Origin of the sequence: Mycolicibacterium tokaiense, from assembly GCF_010725885.1 — a bacterium.
In the GTDB taxonomy this organism is placed as follows: domain Bacteria; phylum Actinomycetota; class Actinomycetes; order Mycobacteriales; family Mycobacteriaceae; genus Mycobacterium; species Mycobacterium tokaiense.
On record NZ_AP022600.1, the window covers coordinates 4,062,714 to 4,085,264 of the forward strand.

19 protein-coding genes are annotated in these 22,551 nt (G+C 69.0%); 17 read left to right on the forward strand and 2 right to left on the reverse strand.

All coding sequences use genetic code 11. The annotated features are described in order from the left end of the window. The first annotated feature begins 67 nt into the window (after nucleotides 1–67). The 3 genes from G6N58_RS19810 to G6N58_RS19820 are packed head-to-tail and all read left to right on the forward strand — an operon-like array spanning nucleotide 68 to nucleotide 4,560. Nucleotides 68–1,663 carry a fatty acid kinase ATP-binding subunit FakA gene (locus G6N58_RS19810; RefSeq protein ID WP_115277567.1) on the forward strand — a complete coding sequence of 532 codons (1,596 nt, stop codon included), beginning with the start codon at nucleotides 68–70 and terminating at the stop codon, nucleotides 1,661–1,663. After that, nucleotides 1,664–3,841: an ATP-dependent DNA helicase RecG gene (gene recG, locus G6N58_RS19815; RefSeq protein ID WP_115277566.1), complete on the forward strand. Its 2,178-nt coding sequence runs from the start codon at nucleotides 1,664–1,666 to the stop codon at nucleotides 3,839–3,841. Further along, nucleotides 3,838–4,560 carry an HNH endonuclease family protein gene (locus tag G6N58_RS19820; protein ID WP_115277565.1) on the forward strand — a complete coding sequence of 241 codons (723 nt, stop codon included), beginning with the start codon at nucleotides 3,838–3,840 and terminating at the stop codon, nucleotides 4,558–4,560. Before recG ends, G6N58_RS19820 begins: the two co-directional genes overlap by 4 nt. Here G6N58_RS19820 and G6N58_RS19825 read toward each other — a convergent pair. After that, nucleotides 4,557–5,405 (reverse strand): aldo/keto reductase, encoded by an 849-nt coding sequence (locus tag G6N58_RS19825; protein WP_115277564.1) that lies wholly within the window; start codon nucleotides 5,403–5,405, stop codon nucleotides 4,557–4,559. The two genes, G6N58_RS19820 and G6N58_RS19825, sit on opposite strands and share 4 nt — an antisense overlap. A 114-nt stretch (nucleotides 5,406–5,519) precedes the next feature. On the opposite strand from G6N58_RS19825, the gene G6N58_RS19830 reads away from it, so the two are divergent. From G6N58_RS19830 to smc, 13 genes are all read left to right on the forward strand, one after another. Next, complete coding sequence (locus G6N58_RS19830) at nucleotides 5,520–6,611, forward strand: alpha/beta hydrolase (RefSeq protein ID WP_115277563.1); 1,092 nt, start codon at nucleotides 5,520–5,522, stop codon at nucleotides 6,609–6,611. A 36-nt stretch (nucleotides 6,612–6,647) separates the two neighbouring features. After that, complete coding sequence (locus tag G6N58_RS19835; protein ID WP_068916333.1) at nucleotides 6,648–7,397, forward strand: DsbA family protein; 750 nt, start codon at nucleotides 6,648–6,650, stop codon at nucleotides 7,395–7,397. Further along, nucleotides 7,394–8,032 carry a vitamin K epoxide reductase family protein gene (locus G6N58_RS19840; RefSeq protein WP_435406131.1) on the forward strand — a complete coding sequence of 213 codons (639 nt, stop codon included), beginning with the start codon at nucleotides 7,394–7,396 and terminating at the stop codon, nucleotides 8,030–8,032. Before G6N58_RS19835 ends, G6N58_RS19840 begins: the two co-directional genes overlap by 4 nt. Before the next feature lie 183 nt (nucleotides 8,033–8,215). After that, nucleotides 8,216–11,608, forward strand: coding sequence for a pyruvate carboxylase (locus G6N58_RS19845; protein WP_115277562.1), 3,393 nt, complete (start codon nucleotides 8,216–8,218; stop codon nucleotides 11,606–11,608). Continuing rightward, nucleotides 11,605–12,159 carry a 16S rRNA (guanine(966)-N(2))-methyltransferase RsmD gene (rsmD, locus tag G6N58_RS19850; protein WP_115277561.1) on the forward strand — a complete coding sequence of 185 codons (555 nt, stop codon included), beginning with the start codon at nucleotides 11,605–11,607 and terminating at the stop codon, nucleotides 12,157–12,159. The genes G6N58_RS19845 and rsmD overlap by 4 nt, the downstream gene beginning before the upstream one ends. A gap of 22 nt (nucleotides 12,160–12,181) precedes the next feature. Next, nucleotides 12,182–12,658, forward strand: a complete 477-nt coding sequence (gene coaD, locus G6N58_RS19855; protein ID WP_115277560.1) for a pantetheine-phosphate adenylyltransferase — start codon at nucleotides 12,182–12,184, stop codon at nucleotides 12,656–12,658. A gap of 106 nt (nucleotides 12,659–12,764) precedes the next feature. Further along, nucleotides 12,765–13,502 carry a cell division protein SepIVA gene (gene sepIVA / locus G6N58_RS19860; RefSeq protein ID WP_068916336.1) on the forward strand — a complete coding sequence of 246 codons (738 nt, stop codon included), beginning with the start codon at nucleotides 12,765–12,767 and terminating at the stop codon, nucleotides 13,500–13,502. Nucleotides 13,503–13,538: 36 nt separating this feature from the next. Next, complete coding sequence (locus G6N58_RS19865; RefSeq protein WP_179968223.1) at nucleotides 13,539–14,135, forward strand: YceD family protein; 597 nt, start codon at nucleotides 13,539–13,541, stop codon at nucleotides 14,133–14,135. After that, complete coding sequence (rnc, locus tag G6N58_RS19870; protein WP_068916337.1) at nucleotides 14,132–14,842, forward strand: ribonuclease III; 711 nt, start codon at nucleotides 14,132–14,134, stop codon at nucleotides 14,840–14,842. The genes G6N58_RS19865 and rnc overlap by 4 nt, the downstream gene beginning before the upstream one ends. After that, entirely contained in the window at nucleotides 14,835–15,683 is an 849-nt protein-coding gene (gene mutM / locus G6N58_RS19875; protein WP_115277559.1) for a bifunctional DNA-formamidopyrimidine glycosylase/DNA-(apurinic or apyrimidinic site) lyase, read from the forward strand. The genes rnc and mutM overlap by 8 nt, the downstream gene beginning before the upstream one ends. Nucleotides 15,684–15,773: 90 nt before the next feature. Further along, complete coding sequence (locus G6N58_RS19880; protein WP_115277558.1) at nucleotides 15,774–16,187, forward strand: OsmC family protein; 414 nt, start codon at nucleotides 15,774–15,776, stop codon at nucleotides 16,185–16,187. Next, complete coding sequence (locus tag G6N58_RS19885; RefSeq protein WP_068916340.1) at nucleotides 16,184–16,474, forward strand: acylphosphatase; 291 nt, start codon at nucleotides 16,184–16,186, stop codon at nucleotides 16,472–16,474. The genes G6N58_RS19880 and G6N58_RS19885 overlap by 4 nt, the downstream gene beginning before the upstream one ends. Nucleotides 16,475–16,491: 17 nt before the next feature. After that, the gene (gene smc / locus G6N58_RS19890) at nucleotides 16,492–20,085 is read left to right on the forward strand and encodes a chromosome segregation protein SMC (protein WP_115277557.1); all 3,594 of its coding nucleotides are present in this window, start codon (nucleotides 16,492–16,494) and stop codon (nucleotides 20,083–20,085) included. Here the strand turns inward: smc and fni are convergent. Continuing rightward, a complete protein-coding gene (gene fni / locus G6N58_RS19895) occupies nucleotides 20,066–21,088 on the reverse strand; it encodes a type 2 isopentenyl-diphosphate Delta-isomerase (protein WP_068916342.1) in 1,023 nt (340 codons plus the stop codon). The genes smc and fni overlap by 20 nt on opposite strands. On the opposite strand from fni, the gene ftsY reads away from it, so the two are divergent. After that, complete coding sequence (gene ftsY, locus G6N58_RS19900) at nucleotides 21,048–22,490, forward strand: signal recognition particle-docking protein FtsY (protein WP_115277556.1); 1,443 nt, start codon at nucleotides 21,048–21,050, stop codon at nucleotides 22,488–22,490. The two genes, fni and ftsY, sit on opposite strands and share 41 nt — an antisense overlap. Nucleotides 22,491–22,551 lie beyond the last annotated feature (61 nt).

Consider the following 22,551-nt stretch of genomic DNA (forward strand, 5'->3'; position numbering starts at 1 on the left):
GTGACCACTGACTAGGCTGGCGCCGCACGCACGGGCGGTTCGGCCGGTGGGCGGGAGGAGGCGCAGGATGGCTGATCGTCGGCTCGACGGCGCCGCCATCTTGTCGTGGGCGCACACCTGCGTCGGCGATCTGATCACCCACGCCGACGAGATCAACCGCCTCAATGTCTTTCCCGTCGCTGACGCCGACACCGGCACCAACATGCTCTTCACCATGCGGGCGGCACTTGCGGAGGCGTCCGGAGACGTCGGCGCCCGGCCCGCCGATGTCGTCTCGCGACTGGCCCACGGCGCGCTGCACGGCGCCAGGGGCAATTCCGGCATGCTGCTGTCACAGATTCTGCGCGGCCTGGCCGACGTCACTGCAGCGGATGCGATCGAGATCGGCGGTGCCGCCGTGGCCGCGGCGCTGCGGCGGTCCGAGGGGCTGATGGTCTCCGCCCTCGGCGGTGACGTGGTGGCGGGCACCATCGTCTCGGTGTTGCAGGCCGCCACCGCCGCCGCCGAGCACAGCAGCGCCGCTGGTGTCGCGCTGGGGGAGGTGGTGGCCGCCGCCGGGGATGCCGCGGTGGTGGCCCTGGAGAAGACCCCCGACCAATTGCGTGTGCTGGCCGAAGCGGGAGTGGTCGATTCCGGTGGGCGGGGGCTGGTGGTGCTGCTGGACGCGTTGCGCGCCACGGTGACGGGGTACGTGCCGGTGCGGCCGGTCTATGAACCCCGTCCGGTGGCGAGCACCTCGGCACCGGCGCCCCCTGCCCAGTTCGAGGTCATGTACCAGCTGACGGGCTGTCCGGCGGAGGCCGTCACCGGACTGCGGGAGCGCCTGGAAGCACTCGGTGACTCCATCGCGCTGGCCGAGTCGGTGCCCGGCGCGGGTCTGTCGGTGCACGTGCACACCGACGACGCGGGAGCAGCGATCGAGGCCGGCCTGGCCCACGGCACGGCCCGTCGCATCCAGATCTCGGTGCTGGCCGCGACCGGCAAAGCGGCGCCGGCCGGGTTCACCGCGCAGCGGGCGGTGCTGGCGGTGGTGGACGGTGACGGGGCCGCCGAATTGTTTGCAGGCGAAGGGGCCACGGTGCTGCGCGCCGACCCTGCCGTCGACGCCCGCCGACTGGTGCGTGCCCTCATCGACACAGGCGCGGCGCAGGTGATGGTGCTGCCCAACGGTTACGTCGCCGCCGAAGAACTGGTGGCCGGCTGTACCGCGGCCACCAGCTGGGGCATCGACGTGGTGCCGGTGCCCGCCGGGTCGATGGTGCACGGGCTTGCGGCGCTGGCGGTGCACGATCCGGCCCGCCGCGCAGTGGACGACGGCTACACCATGGCCGCGGCGGCCGGCGCCACCCGTTACGGCTCGGTGCGCACGGCCACCGAGGCGGCGCTGACGTGGGCCGGTCCGTGCCGGGTGGGTGACGGCCTGGGCATCGTGGGCGGTGAGGTGCTGGTGGTTCGCCACGACATCACCTCCGCTGCAAGGGGTTTGATCGATCTGATGCTCGGTGTGGGCGGTGAGCTGCTGACTGTGCTGCTGGGGGCCGGAGCGCCGCCGGAGGTGGGGACCACGCTGAGCCGGCACGTGCATCTGCACCACCCCGGCACCGAGTTCGTCGCTTACCAGACCGGCCACGCCGGTGACACCGTGATCATCGGGGTGGAATAGATGGCCGGACTCGCCGATCCGCTGGACTTCATCGTGGGCAAGAAGGCGGCCGCCAAGCTGGCCGACGTATTCGGCATCCGCACCGTCAACGACCTGCTGCGGCATTACCCGCGCAAGTACAGCAAGGGCGCCACGGTGCTGGGGGAGGACTCGGCACCGGAGGCCGGCGAACACGTCACCTTCGTCGACACCGTGGCCAAGGTCGACGTCCGCTGGACCAAGGCCAAAAAGGAATACATGGTGGTGACGCTGACCGACCGGAACGTCACCGCCACCTTCTTCAACGCCAAGTACCTGAAGAACAGCCTGGTGAAAGGCACCCGGTTGATGATCTCCGGGGAGATCGGGTTCTTTCGGGATCAGATGCAGCTCACCCATCCGGCACATCTGGTGCTCGATGGGCGGATGCGTGGCAGCGCCAACCTCAAAGCCCTTGCCGTCAAGGGCGAGGACGGTGAGTTGGACATGTCGGTGTTCGAACGCGAGTTCTTCCCCATCTACCCGGCCAGCGCCAAGCTGCAGAGCTGGGACATCTACGCCTGCGTCCGCCAGGTGCTCGAGGTGCTCGACCCGGTACCCGAGACCATTCCGGAAGACTTTGTGCGCGAACACAACCTGATGTCCCAGGATGACGCGCTGCGGGCGATTCACGTGAGCGAGAACAGCGAGGAGCGGGCCCGCGCGGTCGAACGGCTGACCTTCGACGAGGCCGTGGGCATGCAGTGGGCGCTGGTGGCCACCCGGTACAGCCAGTCGCGCGAACCCGCACCGCCCGCGCCGCTGATCGCCGGCGGCCTGCGTGACCGCCTGCTGGGCCAGTTGCCCTTCGAACTGACCACCGGCCAGAGCGATGTACTGACCACCCTGTCCGAGGAACTGGCCGCCACCGCACCGATGAACCGGATGCTGCAGGGTGAGGTGGGTTCGGGCAAGACCATCGTCTCGGTTCTGGCGATGCTGCAGATGATCGACGCGGGCTATCAGTGCGCGCTGCTGGCACCCACGGAAGTGCTTGCCACCCAGCATGCCCGCGGTATCCGGGAGGTGCTCGGCCCGATGGGCGCGGCCGGCGAACTCGGTGGGGATCAGTCCGGCACCCGGGTGGCTCTACTGACCGGGTCGATGTCGCCCGCGCGCAAGAAGCAGGTGCGCGAGGAGGTGGCCTCCGGCGCCGCGGGCATCGTGATCGGCACCCATGCGCTGCTGCAGGACACCGTGGAGTTCGACCGCCTCGGGATGGTGGTGGTCGACGAGCAGCACCGCTTCGGTGTCGAGCAACGAGATGCATTGCGCGCCAAGGCCGCTGATGGAATCACCCCGCACCTGCTGGTGATGACGGCCACCCCCATTCCGCGTACCCTCGCGCTGACGGTGTACGGCGATCTGGACACCTCGACGCTGCGCGAGCTGCCGCGGGGTCGGCAACCGATCGACACCAAAACCGTGTTCGTCAACGACAAGCCGGCCTGGTTGGCCCGGGTGTGGACGCGAATCAGCGAGGAGGTCGCCGAGGGCAGGCAGGCCTACGTGGTGGCCTCGCGCATCGACGACGTGCCGACCGAGGAGAAGGGTCCACGCCCCATCCCGGTGACCACCCTCTACGAGCACCTGAAGTCGGGACCGCTGGCCCATCTGCGGGTGGGCCTGATGCACGGACGTCTGGATCCGGTCGAGAAGGACGCCGTGATGACGGCGTTCAAGGCCGGGGACATCGATGTGCTGGTCTCCACCACCGTCATCGAGGTCGGTGTCGACGTGCCGAACGCCACGGTGATGGTGGTGGCCGACGCCGACCGCTTCGGTATCAGCCAGCTGCACCAGCTGCGCGGCCGGATCGGCCGTGGCCGCCATGCCAGCCTGTGCCTGCTGATCACCCAACTGCCCGAGTCGTCACCGTCGGGCAGCCGTCTGAAGGCGGTGGCCGCCACCCAGGACGGTTTCGAGCTGGCAGATCTGGACCTCGATGCGCGGGATGAGGGAGATGTGTTGGGGCTCAACCAGTCCGGCCGCTCCTACCATCTGCGTTTCCTGTCGTTGAAGCTGCACCGACCGATCATCGAAGACGCCCGCGCACTGTGCGAGGTGCTCTATCCCCGCATTCCGCATGATCCGGGTCTGGCGTCGCTGGCGGCGTTCTTCACCAACACCGATCTCATCGACTTCCTGGACAAGACATGACCCGCCGGACGACGGCCTGGCTGGCGGTGGCAGCGACGCTGTCGGTCATCGTGGCCTACCAGGCGGTGTCCGAGTCCGGTGAGGCCGCCGACCCGGCGGGCGGCGCTGCCGTCGCCCACGCCCAACCGCCCAGCGTGGCACCGGGTGTCGACGTGCTCGCCGGAATCACGGTGGTGCCGGCCCGGATCCGCAGCGGGGACTACCGCCGGGCGGCGTTCGGGGAGGCCTGGACCGATGACAACACCGCTCCCGGCGGGGGCAACGGTTGCGACACCCGCAACGACATCTTGGACCGGGATCTGATCGAGAAAACTCACGTGCCGATCAGCCGGTGCCCTACGGCGGTCGCCACCGGGGTGCTGCGTGACCCGTACACCAGCAAGACGATCCCCTTCGTCCGCGGCAACCAGACCGGGGCGGCCGTCCAGATCGAGCACATCGTGCCCCTGGCGTACGCGTGGGACCAGGGCGCGCGCAACTGGACCGACGAACTGCGGATCCGGTTCGCCAACGACCCCGCCAATCTGGTGGCCGTGGACGGGCCCACCAATCAGGACAAGGGCGACGCCGAACCTGCGCGGTGGATGCCACCCAACGTGGCCTTCCACTGCCAGTACGCCATGCAGTTCCTGGCGGTGCTGCGCGGGTACCAGCTGGCACTCGACGCCGCGTCGGCGCCGGTGCTGCAGGAGGCGGCGGCCACCTGCCCGAGTGGCTAGGGGCCGGTGTAGGTCAACGGATCCGGGCGGAACCGGGTGCCCTCGTCGAGGCCGTTGAGGGTGTCCATGTCGGCGGTGCTGAGCTCGAAGTCGAATACGTCGAGGTTCTCGGCAATTCGCTCCGTCTTGGACGACCGGGGGATGACGACGTTGCCCAGCTGCAGGCTCCACCGGATCAGCACCTGTGCGGGCGACTTTTCGTAGGACGCTGCGATGGACGTCACCGCGCTGTTCTCCAGCACCTTGCCGATGCCGAGTGGGCTGTAGGCCTCGGTCACGATGCCGTGGTCGGCATTGACCGCGCGCAGGGCGGACTGATTGAGCAGCGGATGCAGTTCGATCTGATTCACCGCGGGGGTGAAGAACGTCAGGTCGATGATGTCGGAGAGGTGCTCGGCGGTGAAGTTGCACACGCCGATGGATTTGGCCAGCCCATCGGCCTGCGCGCGCATCATCCCGCCGAAACTGTCGATGTACTTGCCGCCCTCGGCGTACGGCCAGTGGATCAGGTAGAGATCGACGTACTCCAGTCCGAGGCGCTCGAGGCTGGCCTTGATGGCGTCCTGCGAGGACTGGAAGCCCTGGTCTGCCACCGCCAGTTTGGTGGTGACGAACACCTCGGCGCGCGGGATGCCGGAGGCGGCGATGGCCCGGCCGACGGCCGCTTCGTTGCCGTACACCGCTGCGGTGTCGATGAGGCGGTACCCCAGTTCGAGGGCGGTGGACACCGCGTGCTCGGTCTCGGCATCACCGAGCTCGCCGACGCCCAGGCCGAGTGCCGGCATGGTGTTCTCGTCGTTGAGCCCGATCGATGGAACGGTCCCCGACTGGCCGGTCAACGTCATCTCACCTACCTGGTTGAAGTCAGAATCTTTGTGCTCACGATATTCCCCTGGCCCAGTGCGACCTAATTCGACACCCGTCCGCGTGACGGTGGTCATGCAATACCGTCGGTGGTCATGAGCCCCATCAGGTTGCCGTTGCCGGTGCTGCGGGTCGGCAGCCGAGTCTCGCCCGCCCTGTTCTCCGCACTGCCCGCGCCCGTCCTGCGGGGGTTGTCCGGTTTCCGTTCCGTGGTGATCGACGGCAACACCCTGGATCCGCGGTTGCAGTTGTTCCTGGCGAGCGCACGATTGACCGGGGTGACGGGCATGGTGACCGACGGCGACGTGCCGCGCAGTCGGGCGGTGATGCATGAGACGTGCGTCGGTCTGGGCGGCCCGGCGCGCCCGGTCCCTGTACAGGTGCTGTCGATCCCGGGCCCCGCCGCGGGAGTTGCGGTCCGGCACTACCGGGCCGCCGGCGCCACCGACGCAGTGGTCTACTTCCACGGCGGCGGCTTCGCCCTGGGTGACCTGGACAGCTACCACGCGGTGTGCAGCCGGATCTGCCAGGACGCCGGGGTGCACGTCTTCTCCGTCGATTACCGACTGGCGCCCGAGCATCCCGCTCCCGCGGCAGTCGACGACTGCAGCGCGGCGTACGCCTGGATCACCGCGCACGCCGCCGAACTCGGCATCACCGGCGGCGTCGCCGTCGCGGGGGACAGCGCCGGCGGTGCGCTCGCCGCTGTGGTCGCTCGGTGGGCGGCCAGATCCGACGTGCCCACACCGTCGCTGCAGTTCCTCATCTATCCGGTCACCGACCTGGCGGCGCGCACCCGGTCGCGGACGCTGTTCGGCGACGGGTTCGTGCTGACCGGCCACGACCTGGACTTCTTCCGGCGGGCCTATCTCGACGGATCGGGCGTGGCCGTGACCGACCCGCGCGTCGCGCCGCTGCTGGCCCACGACCTCACCGGGTTGCCGCCCGCGCTGGTGGTCACCGCGGGATTCGATCCGCTGCGCGACGAGGGGGAGCAGTACGCCGAGGCGCTGGCCGCCGCCGGTGTTTCCGTGGACCTGCGCCGCATGGGGTCGATGACCCACGGCTTCATCAACTTCGCGGGACTCGGCGGCGCCGTCGAACGGCATCTGGCCGAGTTGATCTCCGCGCTGCGGGCGCACCTGCGGCGGGGCGACACCGGTGTCCGCGGGGCGCCGGTACGCTAGAAGCGCCCAACCCGCGAGCACGAGGATCACCCACCTGTGGCCACCAAACCCAAAAAACCTGCCAAGTACGACCTGAAGGCGGGGGAGCGCAAGCGCAACCTGGCGATCCAGATCGGATTGACCGCCGTCGTCGTCGTCTTCGCCGTGGCACTCGTGCTCTACATCGTGATGTCCAGCGACAAGCAAGCCGGTGGCGAAGTGCAGGCGGTGCGGGTGGCTTCCCCGGAGGTCATCACCAACGAGGGCACCAGCGACCCCAAGGTCGTCATCTCGCTCTTCGAAGACTTCCAGTGCCCGGCCTGCCGCAACTTCGAGCAGGCTTTCGGTCCGACACTGAACAAGTTGGTGGACAACGGTGCGATCGCCATCGACTACCACTCGGTCGCGATCCTGAACTCCCCGATCAACCAGAACTACTCGACCCGGTCCGGTAATGCCGGCTACTGCGTGGCCCGGGAAGACACCACCCCGATGAAGGATTCGTTCCGGCGTTTCCACGGTGCGCTGTTCGCCAACCAGCCCAACGAGGGCTCGCCCGCGCCGGACAACGCCGCGCTGATCGAGACCGCCCGCCAGGCCGGTGTCGCAGGCGATGTCGCGGAATGCATCAACAACGGCAGTTTCGACGACGTGGTGGACGGCATGGCGGCGGCGGCCGGGGTCAATTCCACTCCGACCGTGCGCTTCAACGGTGAGGACTACCGGGTCAGCACTCCCGAAGACCTGATCACCAAGGTCGAGGAGATCGTCGGCGACGTTCCCAACCTGGACGCCACAGCGCAGTGACTGCGGTACCGGCTGCCGAGGTGACGCCCGAGACTCCACCGGAGCCTCGGGAGCCCCGTCCCGGCGTGGCCGTGGGCAGGCCCAGCGCGCTGTGGATTCTGATCGCAGGCATCATCGGGCTGGCGGCCGCCGCAACGCTGACCATCGAGAAGATCGAACTACTGATCGACCCGTCCTACGTGCCGTCGTGCAGCCTGAACCCGGTACTGTCCTGCGGTTCGGTGATGGTGACGCCGCAGGCCTCGACCTTCGGCTTCCCCAACATGCTGATCGGGCTGGTGGGCTTCGCCGTGGTGATCGTCTCCGGCGTGCTGGCGGTGGCCCGGGTGCGCCTACCGCAGTGGTACTGGGTGGGCCTGGCGCTGGGCAACACCTTCGGCGTCGCCTTTGTGCACTATCTGATCTTTCAGAGCCTGTACCGGATCGGCGCTCTGTGCCCGTACTGCATGGTGGTGTGGACCATCATGATCCCGCTGTTCGTGGTCTCGGCGTCGATTGCCTTGCGGCCGTTGGCGGGTAACCCGGTGTTGCGCGTGCTGTACCAGTGGCGTTGGTCTCTTGTTGCGCTGTGGTTCACCGCAGTTGTGCTGATGATCCTGGTCCGGTTCTGGGCTTACTGGTCCACCCTGATCTGAGCCCATCTCGCCGGTTTGCCGGGAGTCCGGGTCGGTGTTCGCCACCCCTGTCTTTTTGTCACTGTTGCCAAGGGTTTGGTTCGCAAACTTTGCAGATTTGCCAGCGACGGTTCACAGGATAGTGAACAAGGTATTTGGCCAGGCACCTTTCGCTATCGGTGAAGTCTCAGGTATGTTGCTGAGGTGTTCTCCAAGGTATTGGTTGCCAATCGTGGTGAAATTGCCATCCGCGCGTTCCGCGCGGCGTACGAGCTGAAGATCGGCACGGTGGCGGTCTACCCGTATGAGGACCGCAATTCGGTGCACCGGTTGAAGGCCGATGAGTCGTATCAGATCGGTGAGGTGGGTCACCCGGTGCGGGCGTACCTGTCGGTCGAAGAAATCGTGGGCACGGCGGTGGCGGCCGGCGCTGATGCGGTGTACCCGGGGTATGGCTTCATGTCGGAGAATCCGGATCTGGCGGCGGCGTGCGCGCGGGCGGGTATCACGTTCGTGGGGCCGAGCGCGGAGGTACTCGAGCTCACGGGGAACAAGTCGCGGGCGATCGCGGCCGCCCGGGAGGCGGGGCTGCCGGTGCTCGCGTCCTCGGCGCCCTCGGCCGATGTCGACGAGCTGCTGGCGGCGGCGCAGTCCATGGAGTTCCCGGTCTTCGTCAAGGCGGTCGCCGGTGGTGGTGGTCGCGGGATGCGCCGGGTGGCCGAGCCCGCTGCGTTGCGGGAGGCCATCGAGGCGGCGTCGCGGGAGGCGGAGTCGGCGTTCGGGGACCCGACGGTGTTCCTGGAGCAGGCGGTGATCAACCCGCGCCACATCGAGGTGCAGATCCTGGCCGACACCCACGGCAACGTGATCCACCTCTACGAGCGGGACTGCAGTGTGCAGCGTCGCCATCAGAAGGTGATCGAGCTGGCGCCGGCGCCGAATCTGGATCCGGTGTTGCGGGACAGGATCTGTGCCGACGCGGTGGCGTTCGCCCGCCAGATCGGCTACTCGTGCGCCGGCACGGTGGAATTCCTGCTCGACGAGCGCGGCAACCACGTGTTCATCGAGATGAACCCGCGGATTCAGGTGGAGCACACCGTGACCGAGGAGATCACCGATGTGGATCTGGTGTCCTCGCAGTTGCGGATCGCCGCCGGGGCGTCGCTGGCCGATCTCGGGTTGAGCCAGGAGGCGATCGTGCCGCACGGTGCGGCGCTGCAGTGCCGCATCACCACCGAGGATCCGGTGAACGGGTTCCGCCCGGACACCGGCCGCATCACCGCCTACCGCTCGCCCGGTGGTGCGGGGATCCGCCTGGACGGCGGCACCCAGGTGGGTGCGGAGGTCAGTGCGCACTTCGATTCGATGCTGGTGAAGCTGACGTGTCGGGGCCGGGACTTCTCCACGGCGGTGCGCCGGGCCCGGCGGGCGGTGGCGGAGTTCCGTATCCGCGGGGTCTCGACCAACATCCCGTTCCTGCAGGCAGTGCTCGACGATCCGGACTTCGTGGCCGGACGGGTGACGACGAGTTTCATCGATGAGCGCCCGGAGTTGTTGACGGCGCGTTCCAGTGCTGACCGTGGTACCAAGATCCTGACGTATCTGGCCGATGTGACGGTGAACAAGCCGCATGGTGAGCGCCCGTCGACGGTGTACCCGCATGACAAGCTGCCGCAGCTCGACCTGACGGTGGACCCGCCGGCAGGCTCCAAGCAGAAGCTGGTGGAGCTCGGACCGCAGGGTTTTGCCCAGTGGCTCAGGGATTCTCCGGCTGTCGGGGTCACCGACACGACGTTCCGGGATGCGCACCAGTCACTGTTGGCGACGCGGTTGCGGTCGACGGGGCTGCTGAAGGTGGCACCGTATGTGGCGCGGATGATGCCGCAGCTGCTGTCGGTGGAGTGCTGGGGTGGGGCCACCTACGATGTGGCGCTGCGCTTTCTGAAGGAGGACCCGTGGGAGCGGCTGGCCGCGCTGCGGGAGGCGATGCCCAACATCTGTCTGCAGATGCTGCTGCGGGGGCGCAACACGGTGGGCTACACCCCGTATCCGGAGATCGTCACTACCGCGTTTGTCGACGAGGCGGCTGCCACGGGTGTGGACATCTTCCGGATCTTCGACGCTCTGAACAACATCGACTCCATGCGCCCGGCCATCGACGCGGTGCGCGCGACCAACACCACCATCGCCGAGGTGGCGATGTCCTACACCGGGGATCTGTCCAACCCGGCCGAGGACCTCTACACGCTGGACTACTACTTGCGGCTGGCAGAGCAGATCGTCTCCGCCGGTGCGCATGTGCTGGCGATCAAGGACATGGCCGGCCTGCTGCGGGCACCGGCGGCGGCGACCTTGGTGTCGGCGTTGAAGTCCCGGTTCGACCTGCCGGTGCATGTGCACACCCACGACACCCCGGGTGGGCAGTTGGCGACCTATCTGGCGGCGTGGCAGGCCGGCGCCGATGCCGTCGACGGGGCGGCGGCGCCCTTGGCGGGCACCACCAGTCAGCCCGCGCTGAGCTCGATCGTGGCCGCGGCCGCGCACACCGAGTTCGACACCGGTCTGGATCTGGGTGCGGTGTGTGAGCTGGAGCCGTACTGGGAGGCGTTGCGCAAGGTCTATGCGCCCTTTGATGTTGCGGCCAGTGGGCCGCCTTCTCCGACGGGTCGGGTGTATACCCACGAGATCCCGGGTGGGCAGCTGAGCAATCTGCGTCAGCAGGCCATCGCGCTGGGCTTCGGGGACCGTTTCGAGGAGATCGAAGCCAATTATGCTGCGGCCGACCGCAGTCTGGGTCGGTTGATCAAGGTCACCCCGAGTTCGAAGGTGGTCGGTGATCTGGCGCTGGCGCTGGTGGGTGCGGGCATCACCGCCGAGGAGTTCGCCGCTGACCCGGCGCGCTATGACATCCCCGACAGTGTGGTCGGGTTCCTGCGTGGTGAGCTCGGTGACCCGGCGGGTGGGTGGCCGGAGCCGTTGCGCACCTTGGCTCTTGACGGCCGGGGCCCGGCCAAGCCGGAAACCCCGCTGAGCCATGAGGACGAGGCGGTGCTGGCCCAGCCGGGCGACAAGCGTCAGGCCACGCTGAACCGGCTGCTGTTCCCCGGGCCCACCAAGGAATTCGACGCCCACCGCGAGCTCTACGGCGACACCAGCCAGCTGTCGGCCAACCAGTTCTTCTACGGGCTGCGCCAAGGTGACGAGCACCGGGTGGCGCTGGAGAAGGGCGTGGAACTGCTGATCGGGTTGGAAGCCATTTCCGATGCCGACGAGCGCGGCATGCGGACCGTGATGTGCATCCTCAACGGTCAGCTGCGACCGATCCTGGTGCGCGACCGCAACATCGCCAGCGAGGTACCCACGGCGGAGAAGGCCGACAAGACCGACCCTGACCAGATCGCCGCGCCGTTCGCCGGCGTCGTCACCGTCACCGTGGCCGTCGGCGACACCATCGAGACCGGACAGACCATCGCCACCATCGAGGCGATGAAGATGGAGGCCGCCATCACCGCCCCCAAGGCCGGCACCGTGGCCCGCGTCGCCGTCGCCGACACCGCCCAGGTCGAAGGCGGCGACCTCCTGGTGGTGGTCAACTGACCCGCATCATCGGCGGATCCGCCGGCGGCAGGCGTCTGACGGTGCCGCCGAAAGGCACCCGGCCGACCACCGACCGGGTGCGTGAGTCGCTGTTCAACGTGCTGGCGGCGCGGCTGGACTTCACCGGGCTCACCGTGCTCGACCTCTATGCGGGCTCGGGTGCACTGGGGCTCGAAGCGTTGTCGCGCGGCGCCGACTCGGCGTTGTTCGTCGAGCGCGACGCCCGGGCTGCGGCCGTGATCAGCGCCAACGCAACCACCGTGGGAAGCACGGGCGCGACGGTGCGCCGGGGCGCTGTCGAGACCGTGCTGGCCGGGGAATCCGGACATCCGGTGGACCTGGTGTTCGCCGACCCGCCGTATGAGGTCAGTACTGCCGAAATGGAGGCGGTGATCGGCATGCTCGATCAGAACCGTTGGGCCACAACGGGAACGGTGATGGTCGTGGAGCGGCCGGCCGGCAGCGGGCCGATCACCTGGCCCGCGGGCTGGGACGTGTGGCGGGCTCGCACTTACGGGGACACCCGCGTCGAGATGGCCGAACGAAACTAGGGCGGTGCTAGCGTCGGGACCCATGACCGGCGCCGTGTGCCCAGGATCGTTCGACCCCATCACCCTCGGCCACCTCGACATCTTCGAGCGCGCCGCGGCGCAGTTCGACGAGGTGGTGGTGGCCGTCCTGGTGAACCCCAACAAGAAGGGCATGTTCACCCTCGACGAGCGCATCGCGCTGATCGAGGAGTGCACCACGCACCTGCCCAACCTGCGGGCCGAATCCGGCCAGGGGCTGGTGGTCGATTTCGTCAAGGCCCGTGGCCTGACCGCGATCGTCAAAGGGCTGCGTAGCGGTACCGACTTCGAATACGAGCTGCAGATGGCGCAGATGAACCGGCACGTGGCCGGGGTGGACACCTTCTTCGTGGCCACCACGCCGCAGTATTCCTACGTGTCCTCCTCCCTGGCCAAGGAGGTGGCAGCGCTGGGCGGCGACGTCACAGATCTGCTGCCGGGTCCGGTCAATGTCCGGTTGCGGGACAAATTGGGGCGCTGACGCACAGAAGAGGCGACACACCGGGCCGAGCATGCGCAGTCACAGGCGTAACAGCAGGCACACTTGTCACAACAGTTCGTCTTGGGAGACCTGAAGGGTGTGCGCTGTGTACCGAGTATTTGAAGCGCTCGACGAGTTGGGTGCCATCGTCGAAGAGGCGCGCGGCGTGCCGATGACGGCGGGCTGCGTGGTCCCCCGGGGCGACGTCCTCGAACTCATCGACGACATCAAGGACGCCATCCCCGGCGAACTCGACGACGCCCAGGATGTGCTGGACGCCCGCGACACCATGTTGCGTGACGCCAAGCAGCACGCCGACGGCATGGTGGCCTCGGCCACCGCGGAAGCCGACTCCACGCTGGGCCATGCCCGTGGGGAAGCCGACCGGCTGCTGGCCGAGGCGAAGTCGCAGGCGGACCGCATGGTCGCCGAAGCGCGCGCGCACTGCGAACGCATGGTCGGCGAGGCCCGCGAAGAAGCGAACCGGTTGGCCGCCAACGCCAAGCGTGACTACGAGACCGCTGTCGGGCGCGCCAAGGCCGAGGCCGACCGCCTGGTCGAGAGCGGCAACATCTCCTACGAGAAGGCCGTCCAGGAAGGCATCAAAGAACAGCAGCGGCTGGTGTCCCAGACCGAGGTGGTGCAGTCCGCGCAGGCAGAATCGGCCCGGCTGATCGACACTGCCCACGCCGAGGCGGACCGGCTGCGCGGCGAGTGCGACATCTACGTCGACAGCAAGCTCGCCGAGTTCGAGGACTACCTCAACGGGACACTGCGTTCCGTCGGGCGCGGCCGCCACCAGCTGCGCACCGCCGCCGGCACGCACGACTACGCGCAGCGCTGACACGACCCGGGGTTGCCGCGCCGTAGACTCGCGGTCATGTCTGGAGCGAAAAAAGCGGCGGCCACCACCGCGGCAGCGCATCGACAGCCACCCTCGGTGCTGACCCTCGATATCGCCCGGCTGGGACGGCGACCCGGCTCCATGATGCACGTCGACCAGACGGTGCCCAGTCCGTCGCGCATCGGCCTCGACCTGATCGCGATCCAGCAGGGCGCCCCGCTGCACCTCGATCTGGACCTGCAATCGGTCTCCGAAGGAGTCCTGGTGACGGGCACCGTCGAGGCTCCGACAGCCGGTGAATGCGCGCGGTGTCTCGAACCGGTGTCCGGGGACGTGGCCATCGAGCTCACCGAACTGTTCGCCTACCCCGACAGCACCACCGAGGCCACCACCGAAGACGACGAGGTGGGCCACGTCATCGACGACACCATCGACCTCGAACAGTCCATCGTCGACGCCGTGGGCCTGGCGCTGCCGCTGGCCCCCTTGTGCTCGCCGGACTGCCCCGGACTCTGCCAGACCTGCGGCGTGCCGCTGGCCACCGCGGAGCCCGACCACCACCACGACGTGATCGACCCGCGCTGGGCCAAGCTCACCGAGTTCCTTCCCGAAGGCGGTGAACGCACGCAGTGACCCAACCCGAGGACCGTCAGCCGCTGATCGAGGCGCTCGGGGTCGACCTGGACCCTGACCTGTTGACACTGGCACTGACCCACCGCAGCTACGCCTACGAGCATGGTGGCCTGCCCACCAACGAACGGCTCGAGTTCCTCGGCGACGCGGTACTGGGGCTCACGGTCACCGACGAGCTCTACCACCGCCACCCGGACCGGGCCGAGGGCGACCTCGCCAAGCTGCGGGCCTACGTGGTGCGCACCCAGGCGCTCGCCGCGGTGGCGCGGCGGCTCACCGAGCACGGACTGGGTTTCTATCTGCTGCTCGGGCGCGGCGAGCTCAACACCGGCGGAGCCGACAAGTCGAGCATCCTGGCCGACGGCATGGAATCGCTGCTGGGCGCGGTGTACCTGCAGCACGGCATCGACACCGCCCGCAAAGTGATCCTGCGGCTGTTCGGCGCGCTGATCGACGGTGCACCCGACCGCGGCGCCGGGCTGGACTGGAAAACCAGCCTGCAAGAGCTGAGCGCCTCCAGGGTTCTCGGATCACCCAGCTACTCGGTGTCCTCCATCGGGCCCGACCACGACAAGGTGTTCACCGCCACCGTGGTCGTCTCCGACATCGAATACGGCACCGGCACCGGCCGGTCCAAGAAGGAAGCTGAGCAGAACGCGGCGGAACAGGCCTACGAGGCCATCAAGGCCCAAGAACCGGATGCCTGAACTCCCCGAGGTCGAGGTGGTGCGCCGGGGACTGCAGGCGCACGTCGCCGGCAAGACCGTCACCGCCGTGCGCGTCAACCACCCCCGGGCGGTGCGCCGCCACGAGGCCGGCCCCGCCGACCTGACCGCTCGCCTGCTGGACAACGAGATCACCGGGACCGGCAGGCGCGGCAAGTACCTGTGGCTCACCCTCGGCAGCGGCGAGGCTCTGGTGGTGCACCTCGGGATGAGCGGGCAGATGCTGCTCGGGCCGGTGAAACGAGCCGAGCACCTGCGCATCGCCGCGCTGCTGGATGACGGCACCGCGCTGAGTTTCGTGGATCAGCGCACCTTCGGCGGCTGGATGCTGACCGAGCTGACCACCGTCGATGGCACCGACGTGCCCGAGGTGGTGGCGCACATCGCCCGGGACCCGCTGGACCCGCTGTTCGACCGCGCCGGTGTGGTGGACGTGTTGCGCGGCAAGCACTCCGAGATCAAGCGCCAGCTGCTGGACCAGACCGTGGTGTCCGGGATCGGCAACATCTACGCCGACGAGGCGCTGTGGCGGGCCAAGGTCAACGGCGCGCGCATCGCCGAGAAGTTGACCAAGCCGACGCTGGCCCGCATCCTCGACCACGCCCGCGATGTGATGACCGACGCGCTGGGCTACGGTGGCACGTCCTTCGATTCGCTCTATGTGAACGTCAACGGCGAGTCGGGCTACTTCGACCGGTCACTGGATGCCTACGGCCGCGAAGGCCTGCCGTGCCGCCGCTGCGGGGCGGTGATGCGCCGGGACAAGTTCATGAACCGGTCCTCGTTCTACTGCCCGAAATGCCAGCCCCGTCCCCGTGGTTGACCCCTACGCCGAGCGTGCGTGTCTGCACACGTTTGCCCGGCGTGTCCCGTACAAACGCGCACGCTCGCGCCGAGGAGAAGAGAAACACACATGACCGAACTGTGGGTGGAGCGCACGGGTGGGCGGCGCTACACGGGGAAGAGCTCGCGCGGGGCCGAGGTGCTGATCGGCTCCGAGGACGTCGAGGGTGTCTTCACCCCCGGTGAACTGCTCAAGATCGCGCTGGCCGCGTGCAGCGGGATGTCCAGCGACGTGCCGCTGGCGCGCCGTCTCGGCGGCGACTACCAGGCCACCATCAAGGTGTCCGGCCCGCCGGACCGCGAGCAGGAGCGCTACCCGCTGCTGCAGGAGGTGCTGGAGATCGACCTGTCCGGTCTGTCCGAGGCCGACGCCGACCGGGTGCGCACCGTGGTCAACCGGGCCATCGATCAGGTGTGCACCGTGGGCCGCACGCTGAAATCAGGCACCGAGGTCACCTTCGAGATCGCCGACAAGCGGCCATGACCCAGGACGGCACCGAGCACGTCAGGCTGACCGCCTGGGTGCACGGCCATGTCCAGGGAGTGGGTTTCCGCTGGTGGACCCGGTCCCGGGCGCTGGAATTGGGGCTGACCGGCTACGCCAAGAACCAGGACGACGGCCGCGTGCTGGTGGTGGCCCAGGGGCCGCGAGCTGCGGCCGAGCAACTGCTGGCGTTGCTGCGTGGCGAGCACACGCCCGGCCGGGTGGACACCGTGGTGGCCGACTGGTCGGCCCCGGGTGAGCTGATCCGGGGCTTCAGCGAGCGGTAGAGGTAATCTGGCACGCCATGCACCTGAAGAGTCTGACGTTGAAGGGCTTCAAGTCCTTTGCGTCGCCGACGACTCTGCGGTTGGAACCCGGCATCACCTGCGTCGTCGGGCCCAACGGGTCCGGCAAGTCGAACGTCGTCGACGCGCTGACCTGGGTGATGGGGGAACAGGGTGCCAAGACCCTGCGCGGCGGCAAGATGGAGGACGTCATCTTCGCCGGCACGTCCACCCGGGCGCCGTTGGGCCGCGCCGAGGTCACCCTGACCATCGACAACTCCGACAACGCCCTGCCCATCGAATACTCCGAGGTGTCGATCACCCGGCGGATGTTCCGCGACGGCGCCGGGGAGTACGAGATCAACGGCAGCAGTTGCCGCCTGATGGACGTCCAGGAACTGCTCTCGGACTCCGGCATCGGCCGTGAGATGCACGTCATCGTCGGCCAGGGCCGACTCTCGCAGATCCTGGAGTCCCGGCCCGAAGACCGCCGGGCCTTCATCGAGGAAGCCGCCGGTGTGCTCAAACACCGCAAGCGCAAAGAGAAGGCGGTCCGCAAGCTCGACGCCATGGCGGCGAACCTGGCCCGGTTGACCGACCTCACCACCGAACTGCGTCGCCAGCTCAAGCCTCTGGGCCGCCAGGCCGAGATGGCCCGTCGCGCCCAGACCATCCAGGCCGACCTGCGCGACGCCCGGCTGCGGCTGGCCGCCGATGACCTGGTCCGCCGGCAGGCCGAGTTCGACGGCGTGGGCGGCACCGAGGCCACGCTGCGCAAGGAACACGAGGAGGCCGCCGAGCGGCTGGCGGTGGCCACCGACGAGCTCACCGAGCACGAGACGGCCGTGAGCAGCCTCACGGAGCGGGCCGAACGCGCGCAGCAGACCTGGTTCCGGCTCTCCGCGCTGGCCGAGCGGGTCAGCGCCACCGTCCGCATCGCCACCGAGCGAACCCAGTTGTTGGAGACCGAGCCGGTGCACAGCGGCGGCCAGGATCCCGACGAGCTCGAAGCACAGGCCGACGAGGTGGCCGAGCTGGAACAGCAGCTGCTGGCCGAACTCGCCGAGACCCGGGCCCGGCTGGAAGCCGCCCGCGAGGAGCTCGCCGACGCCGAGTCCGCAGCCGCCGAGGCCGAGCGTGAGCACCTGGCCGCCGTCCGGGCCGAGGCCGACCGCCGGGAAGGGCTGGCGCGGCTGGCGGGTCAGGTGGAGACCATGCGGGCGCGCGTCGAATCCACCGACGAGCGGGTGGCGCGGCTGACCGAGGGCATCGACGAGGCGGGTCGGCGGTTCCAGCAGGCGCAGGCCGACTTCGAGACGGTGCAGGGCCAGGTCGGGGAACTCGATCAGAGCGAGGCAGGCCTCGACGAGCAGCACGACCGCACCGTCAGCGCGTTACGCCTGGCCGATGAGCGGGTGGCCGAGCTGCAGGCTGCCGAACGCGCTGCCGAACGCCAGGTGGTGTCCCTGCAGGCCAGGATCGACGCGCTCGCAGTCGGGCTCAAGCGTCGCGACGGGGCCGCCTGGCTCGTTGAAAACCACGGCGGTACAGGCTTTTTCGGCTCCGTCGCCACTCTCATGAAGGTGCACGCCGGATACGAGGTGGCACTGGCAACGGTGCTGGGAGCCGCGGCCGACGCCCTGGCCGCCGAGGACTTCGACGCGGCCCGCTCCGCGGTGGCCGCGCTCAAGGACGCCGACGGTGGCCGCGCTGCCATCGTGCTGGGGGACTGGCCCGAGCCCACCTCCCCGCAGCTGGCCGACCTGCCCGCGGGTGCGCGGTGGGCGCTGGAGCTGGTGGACCTGCCGGCGCGACTGCGCGGCGGGCTGACCGCACTGCTGACCGGAGTGGTGGTGGTCGAGGACCTCGCCGCCGCCCTGGACGTGGTGTCCCGGCATGCTCAGTTGCGCGCGGTGACCCGCGAGGGCGACCTGGTGGGCCCGGGCTGGGTGAGCGGCGGGTCGGACCGTCAACCGAGCACACTGGAGATAACCTCCGAAATCGACAAGGCCCGAGCCGAATTGGTGGCTGCCGAAAAGCAGGTCGCCGAACTGACCGCGGCGCTCTCGGGTGCCACCGCCGAGCAGTCCGCGCGCCAGGACGCCGCCGAGCAGGCGCTGGCCGCGCTCAACGAGTCAGACGCGGCCATCTCGCAGATCTACGAACAGCTCGGCCGCCTCGGCGTGGACGCCCGCAACGCCGAAGGAGACTGGCACCGCCAGATCAAGCAGCGCGAGGAACTCGAGGCCAGCCGTGAGCAGACAGTCGCCGAGCTCACCGAACTCGAGGAGCGGCTACACGCCGCCCAGGACATCCGGGTCACCCCGACCGACGAGCCCGTCGACCGCGAGCGTCTGACCGCGGTGGTGGATACCGTGCGCTCAGCGGAGGTGGAGGCGCGGCTGGCGGTGCGCACCGCCGAAGAGCGCGCCAATGCTGTTCGCGGACGGGCTGATTCGCTGCGACGCGCGGCCGCCACCGAACGCGAGGCGCGGGTCCGGGCGCAGCGGGCGCGGGCGGCGCGTGAGCACGCGGCCACCATCGCGGCCGCGGTGGCGGAATCCGGCCGCACCCTGGCGGCGCGGTTGGCGGCCGTGGTGGCGGTGGCGTCGGCCACCCGGGACCAACTGGCCGCCGAGCGTCAGCAGCGGGTGGCGGCCATGGCCGCTGCCCGAGAGGAAGTGGATGCGCTGAAGAATCGGATCACCACGCTCACCGACGCGCTGCACCGTGACGAGGTGGCCAAGGCGCAGGCCGCCATGCGCGTCGAACAGCTGGAGCAGTCCATCCTCGAGCAGTTCGGGATGGCGCCCGGCGATCTGGTGGCCGAGTACGGCCCGCAGACCGGGTTGCCGCCGTCGGAGCTGGAGATGGCCGAGTACGAGCAGGCGCGCGAACGCGGTGAGCAGGTGAGCGCGCCGGTGCCGATGCCGTATGACCGCGACACCCAGGAACGCCGCGCCAAGCGTGCCGAGAAGGAACTGCGCGAGCTGGGCCGGGTGAATCCGCTGGCGCTGGAGGAGTTCGCGGCGCTGGAGGAGCGGTACAACTTCCTGTCCACCCAGCTCGAGGACGTCAAGGCCGCGCGCAAGGACCTGCTGGATGTGGTCGAAGACGTCGACGCCCGCATCCTGCAGGTGTTCACCGAGGCCTACGCCGACGTCGAGCGGGAATTCGAGCAGGTGTTCTCCTCGCTGTTCCCGGGCGGCGAGGGCCGACTGCTGCTGACCGATCCCGGCGACATGCTGACCACCGGTGTCGAGGTCGAGGCCCGGCCTCCCGGCAAGAAGGTCAAGCGGCTGTCGCTGCTGTCCGGCGGCGAGAAGTCGCTGACCGCGGTGGCGATGCTGGTGGCCATCTTCCGGGCCCGGCCGTCCCCGTTCTACGTGATGGACGAGGTGGAGGCCGCGCTCGACGATGTGAACCTGCGCCGGTTGCTCGGGCTGTTCGAGCAGCTGCGGGAGAAGTCGCAGCTGATCGTCATCACCCACCAGAAGCCGACCATGGAGATCGCCGACGCGCTGTACGGCGTCACCATGCAGGGTGACGGCATCACCCAGGTGATCTCGCAGCGGATGCGCGGCGACGAGTTGGTCAGGACGGGATCGGGCTGACCCCGGACTCACGCAGCTGCCCCAGCGTCGCAGCGCCGCAGCCGTGCAGGCACACCCGTAACTCCTCGATGAAGGCGCCCAGCCAGTCCACCACGGCGTCCACCGACTGCACCGCAGGCGCCAGCAGCGGGCGGGCCACCGCCACCACACTGGCCCCCATGGCCAGCGCCTTGGCGGCGTCCATCCCGGTCCGCACCCCGCCGGAGGCGATCACCGGCACACCGGGCAGTTCCTGCTGCACCTCCAGCAGCGCCTGTGCGGTCGGGACACCCCACTCGGCCAGCGCCGGGTAGCGGACCTCGCCGTAGCGGACCAGCTGTTCGACCTTGGCCCAGGATGTGCCGCCGGCCCCGGCCACGTCGACGGCGGCGATCCGGCTGCCGCGCAACAGGCGGGCCGCTCCCGCGCCGATCCCGTGGCCCACCTCTTTGACCAGGACGGGGTAGTCGAACGACGACGCCAGCTCCAGCAGCTGCGACAGCGACCCGGTGAAGTCGGTGTCGCCGCCGGCCTGGATCGCCTCCTGCAGCGGGTTGGTGTGCACTGCCAGCGCGTCGGCGCCCACCCGGGCCAGCGCTTTCGACAGGTACGGGATCATCGCCGGCTGCAGCTGGGCCAGGCCGATGTTGCCGATCAGCAGGACGTCAGGTGCCACGTCGCGGACGTCGAAACTGCCGGTGGCCGCCTCGTCGTCGATCATGATCCGCTGCGAGCCCAGCATCATGCCCACCCCGCACTGCTGAGCCGCCGCAGCCAGGTTGCGGTTGATGGTCTGCGCCAACTCCGCCCCGCCGGTCATCGCGCCCACCAGCAGGGGCACGCTCAACGGAGCCTCGAGGAACACCGTCTCGAGGTTCACGGCGCTCAAGCTGGTCTGGGTGAGCGCGTTGTAGGGCAGTCGGTAGCGCTCGAAACCCGTGGTCACCTCGGTGTACTCCACGGCACCGGTCAGGCAGGCGTCGATGTGGCGCAACTTGCGGACGCTGGGTAGCTCGGGCGGCATCGTCACGTCATACCCGCTTTGGGACAATGACCCGGTGTCTGAAGGTCTCTGGATCGCAATCGCGGTCATCGCCGTTCTGCTCGTCACTGCACTGGTCGTCGGGCTGGTGCGCTACCGACGGCGGCGCATCAGCCTGTCGGCGCCTCCGGAGAGCACCGATCAGATCGACCGGTCGGGTGGTTACACCGCCACATCGGGGATCACGTTCAGCCAGTCCGCCCCACCTGCTCCGGAGCAGGTGCGGCCCGCCGAACGCATCGACACCGACGGGCTGCCCGCGGTCGGGGACGATGCCACGGTCCCGCGAGACGCTCCCAAACGATCGATCGCTGACGTACAGCTTCCCGAACCGGACACCATAAAGCCAGCCGAACCCACCGAACCGCCCGCGCCCGAGGCCGCGCCGGAGCCCGAGCCCACCCCTGAACCCGAGCCCACCCCTGAACCCGAGGCCGCCCCTGCGCCGGTACTGGACACCATCGCGCCCGTCGACGGCCGGCTCGAACGTCTGCGCGGCCGGCTGGCCAAGTCCCAGAACGCGTTGGGACGCAGTGTTCTCGGCCTGCTCGGCGGTGGCGACCTCGACGAGGACTCCTGGGAAGAGGTCGAGGACACGCTGCTGATCGCCGATCTGGGCCCGGTGGTGACCGCGTCGGTGATGGCCGCGCTACGCGCCAGGCTGGCCACCGCCGGGGTGCGCACCGACGCCGACGCCCGCCAGGTGCTGCGTGACGCGCTGATCGCCGAACTGCACCCGGAGTTCGACCGCTCCATCAGGGCCCTGCCGCACGCCGACGCCCCATCGGTGCTGCTGGTGGTCGGTGTCAACGGCACGGGCAAGACGACCACGGTCGGCAAGCTGGCGCGGGTGCTGGTCGCCGACGGCCGCCGGGTGGTGCTCGGGGCGGCCGACACGTTCCGCGCGGCTGCTGCCGACCAGCTGCAGACCTGGGCGTCCCGGGTGGGTGCCGAGGTGGTCCGCGGCCCGGAGGGCGCCGATCCGGCGTCGGTGGCGTTCGACGCCGTCGACAAGGGCATCGAGCGCGGGGCCGACGTGGTGGTCATCGACACCGCCGGCCGGCTGCACAACAAGGTGGGCCTGATGGACGAGCTCGGCAAGGTCAAGCGGGTGGTGGGCAAGCGCGCCGCGGTCGACGAGGTGTTGCTGGTGCTCGACGCCACCATCGGGCAGAACGGGCTGGCGCAGGCGCGCGTATTCGCCGACGTGGTCGACATCACCGGCGTGGTGCTGACCAAGCTGGACGGCACCGCCAAGGGCGGCATCGTGTTCCGGGTGCAACAGGAGCTGGGGGTCCCGGTCAAGCTGGTCGGTCTCGGCGAAGGCGCCGACGACCTGGCTCCCTTCGAGCCGGGAGCCTTCGTCGACGCCCTGTTGGGATAGGCAGATTGCGCATTCCGCGGGCGTTACAGTCTCGCAGATCTGCGTCAATTTTGCTGTCCAG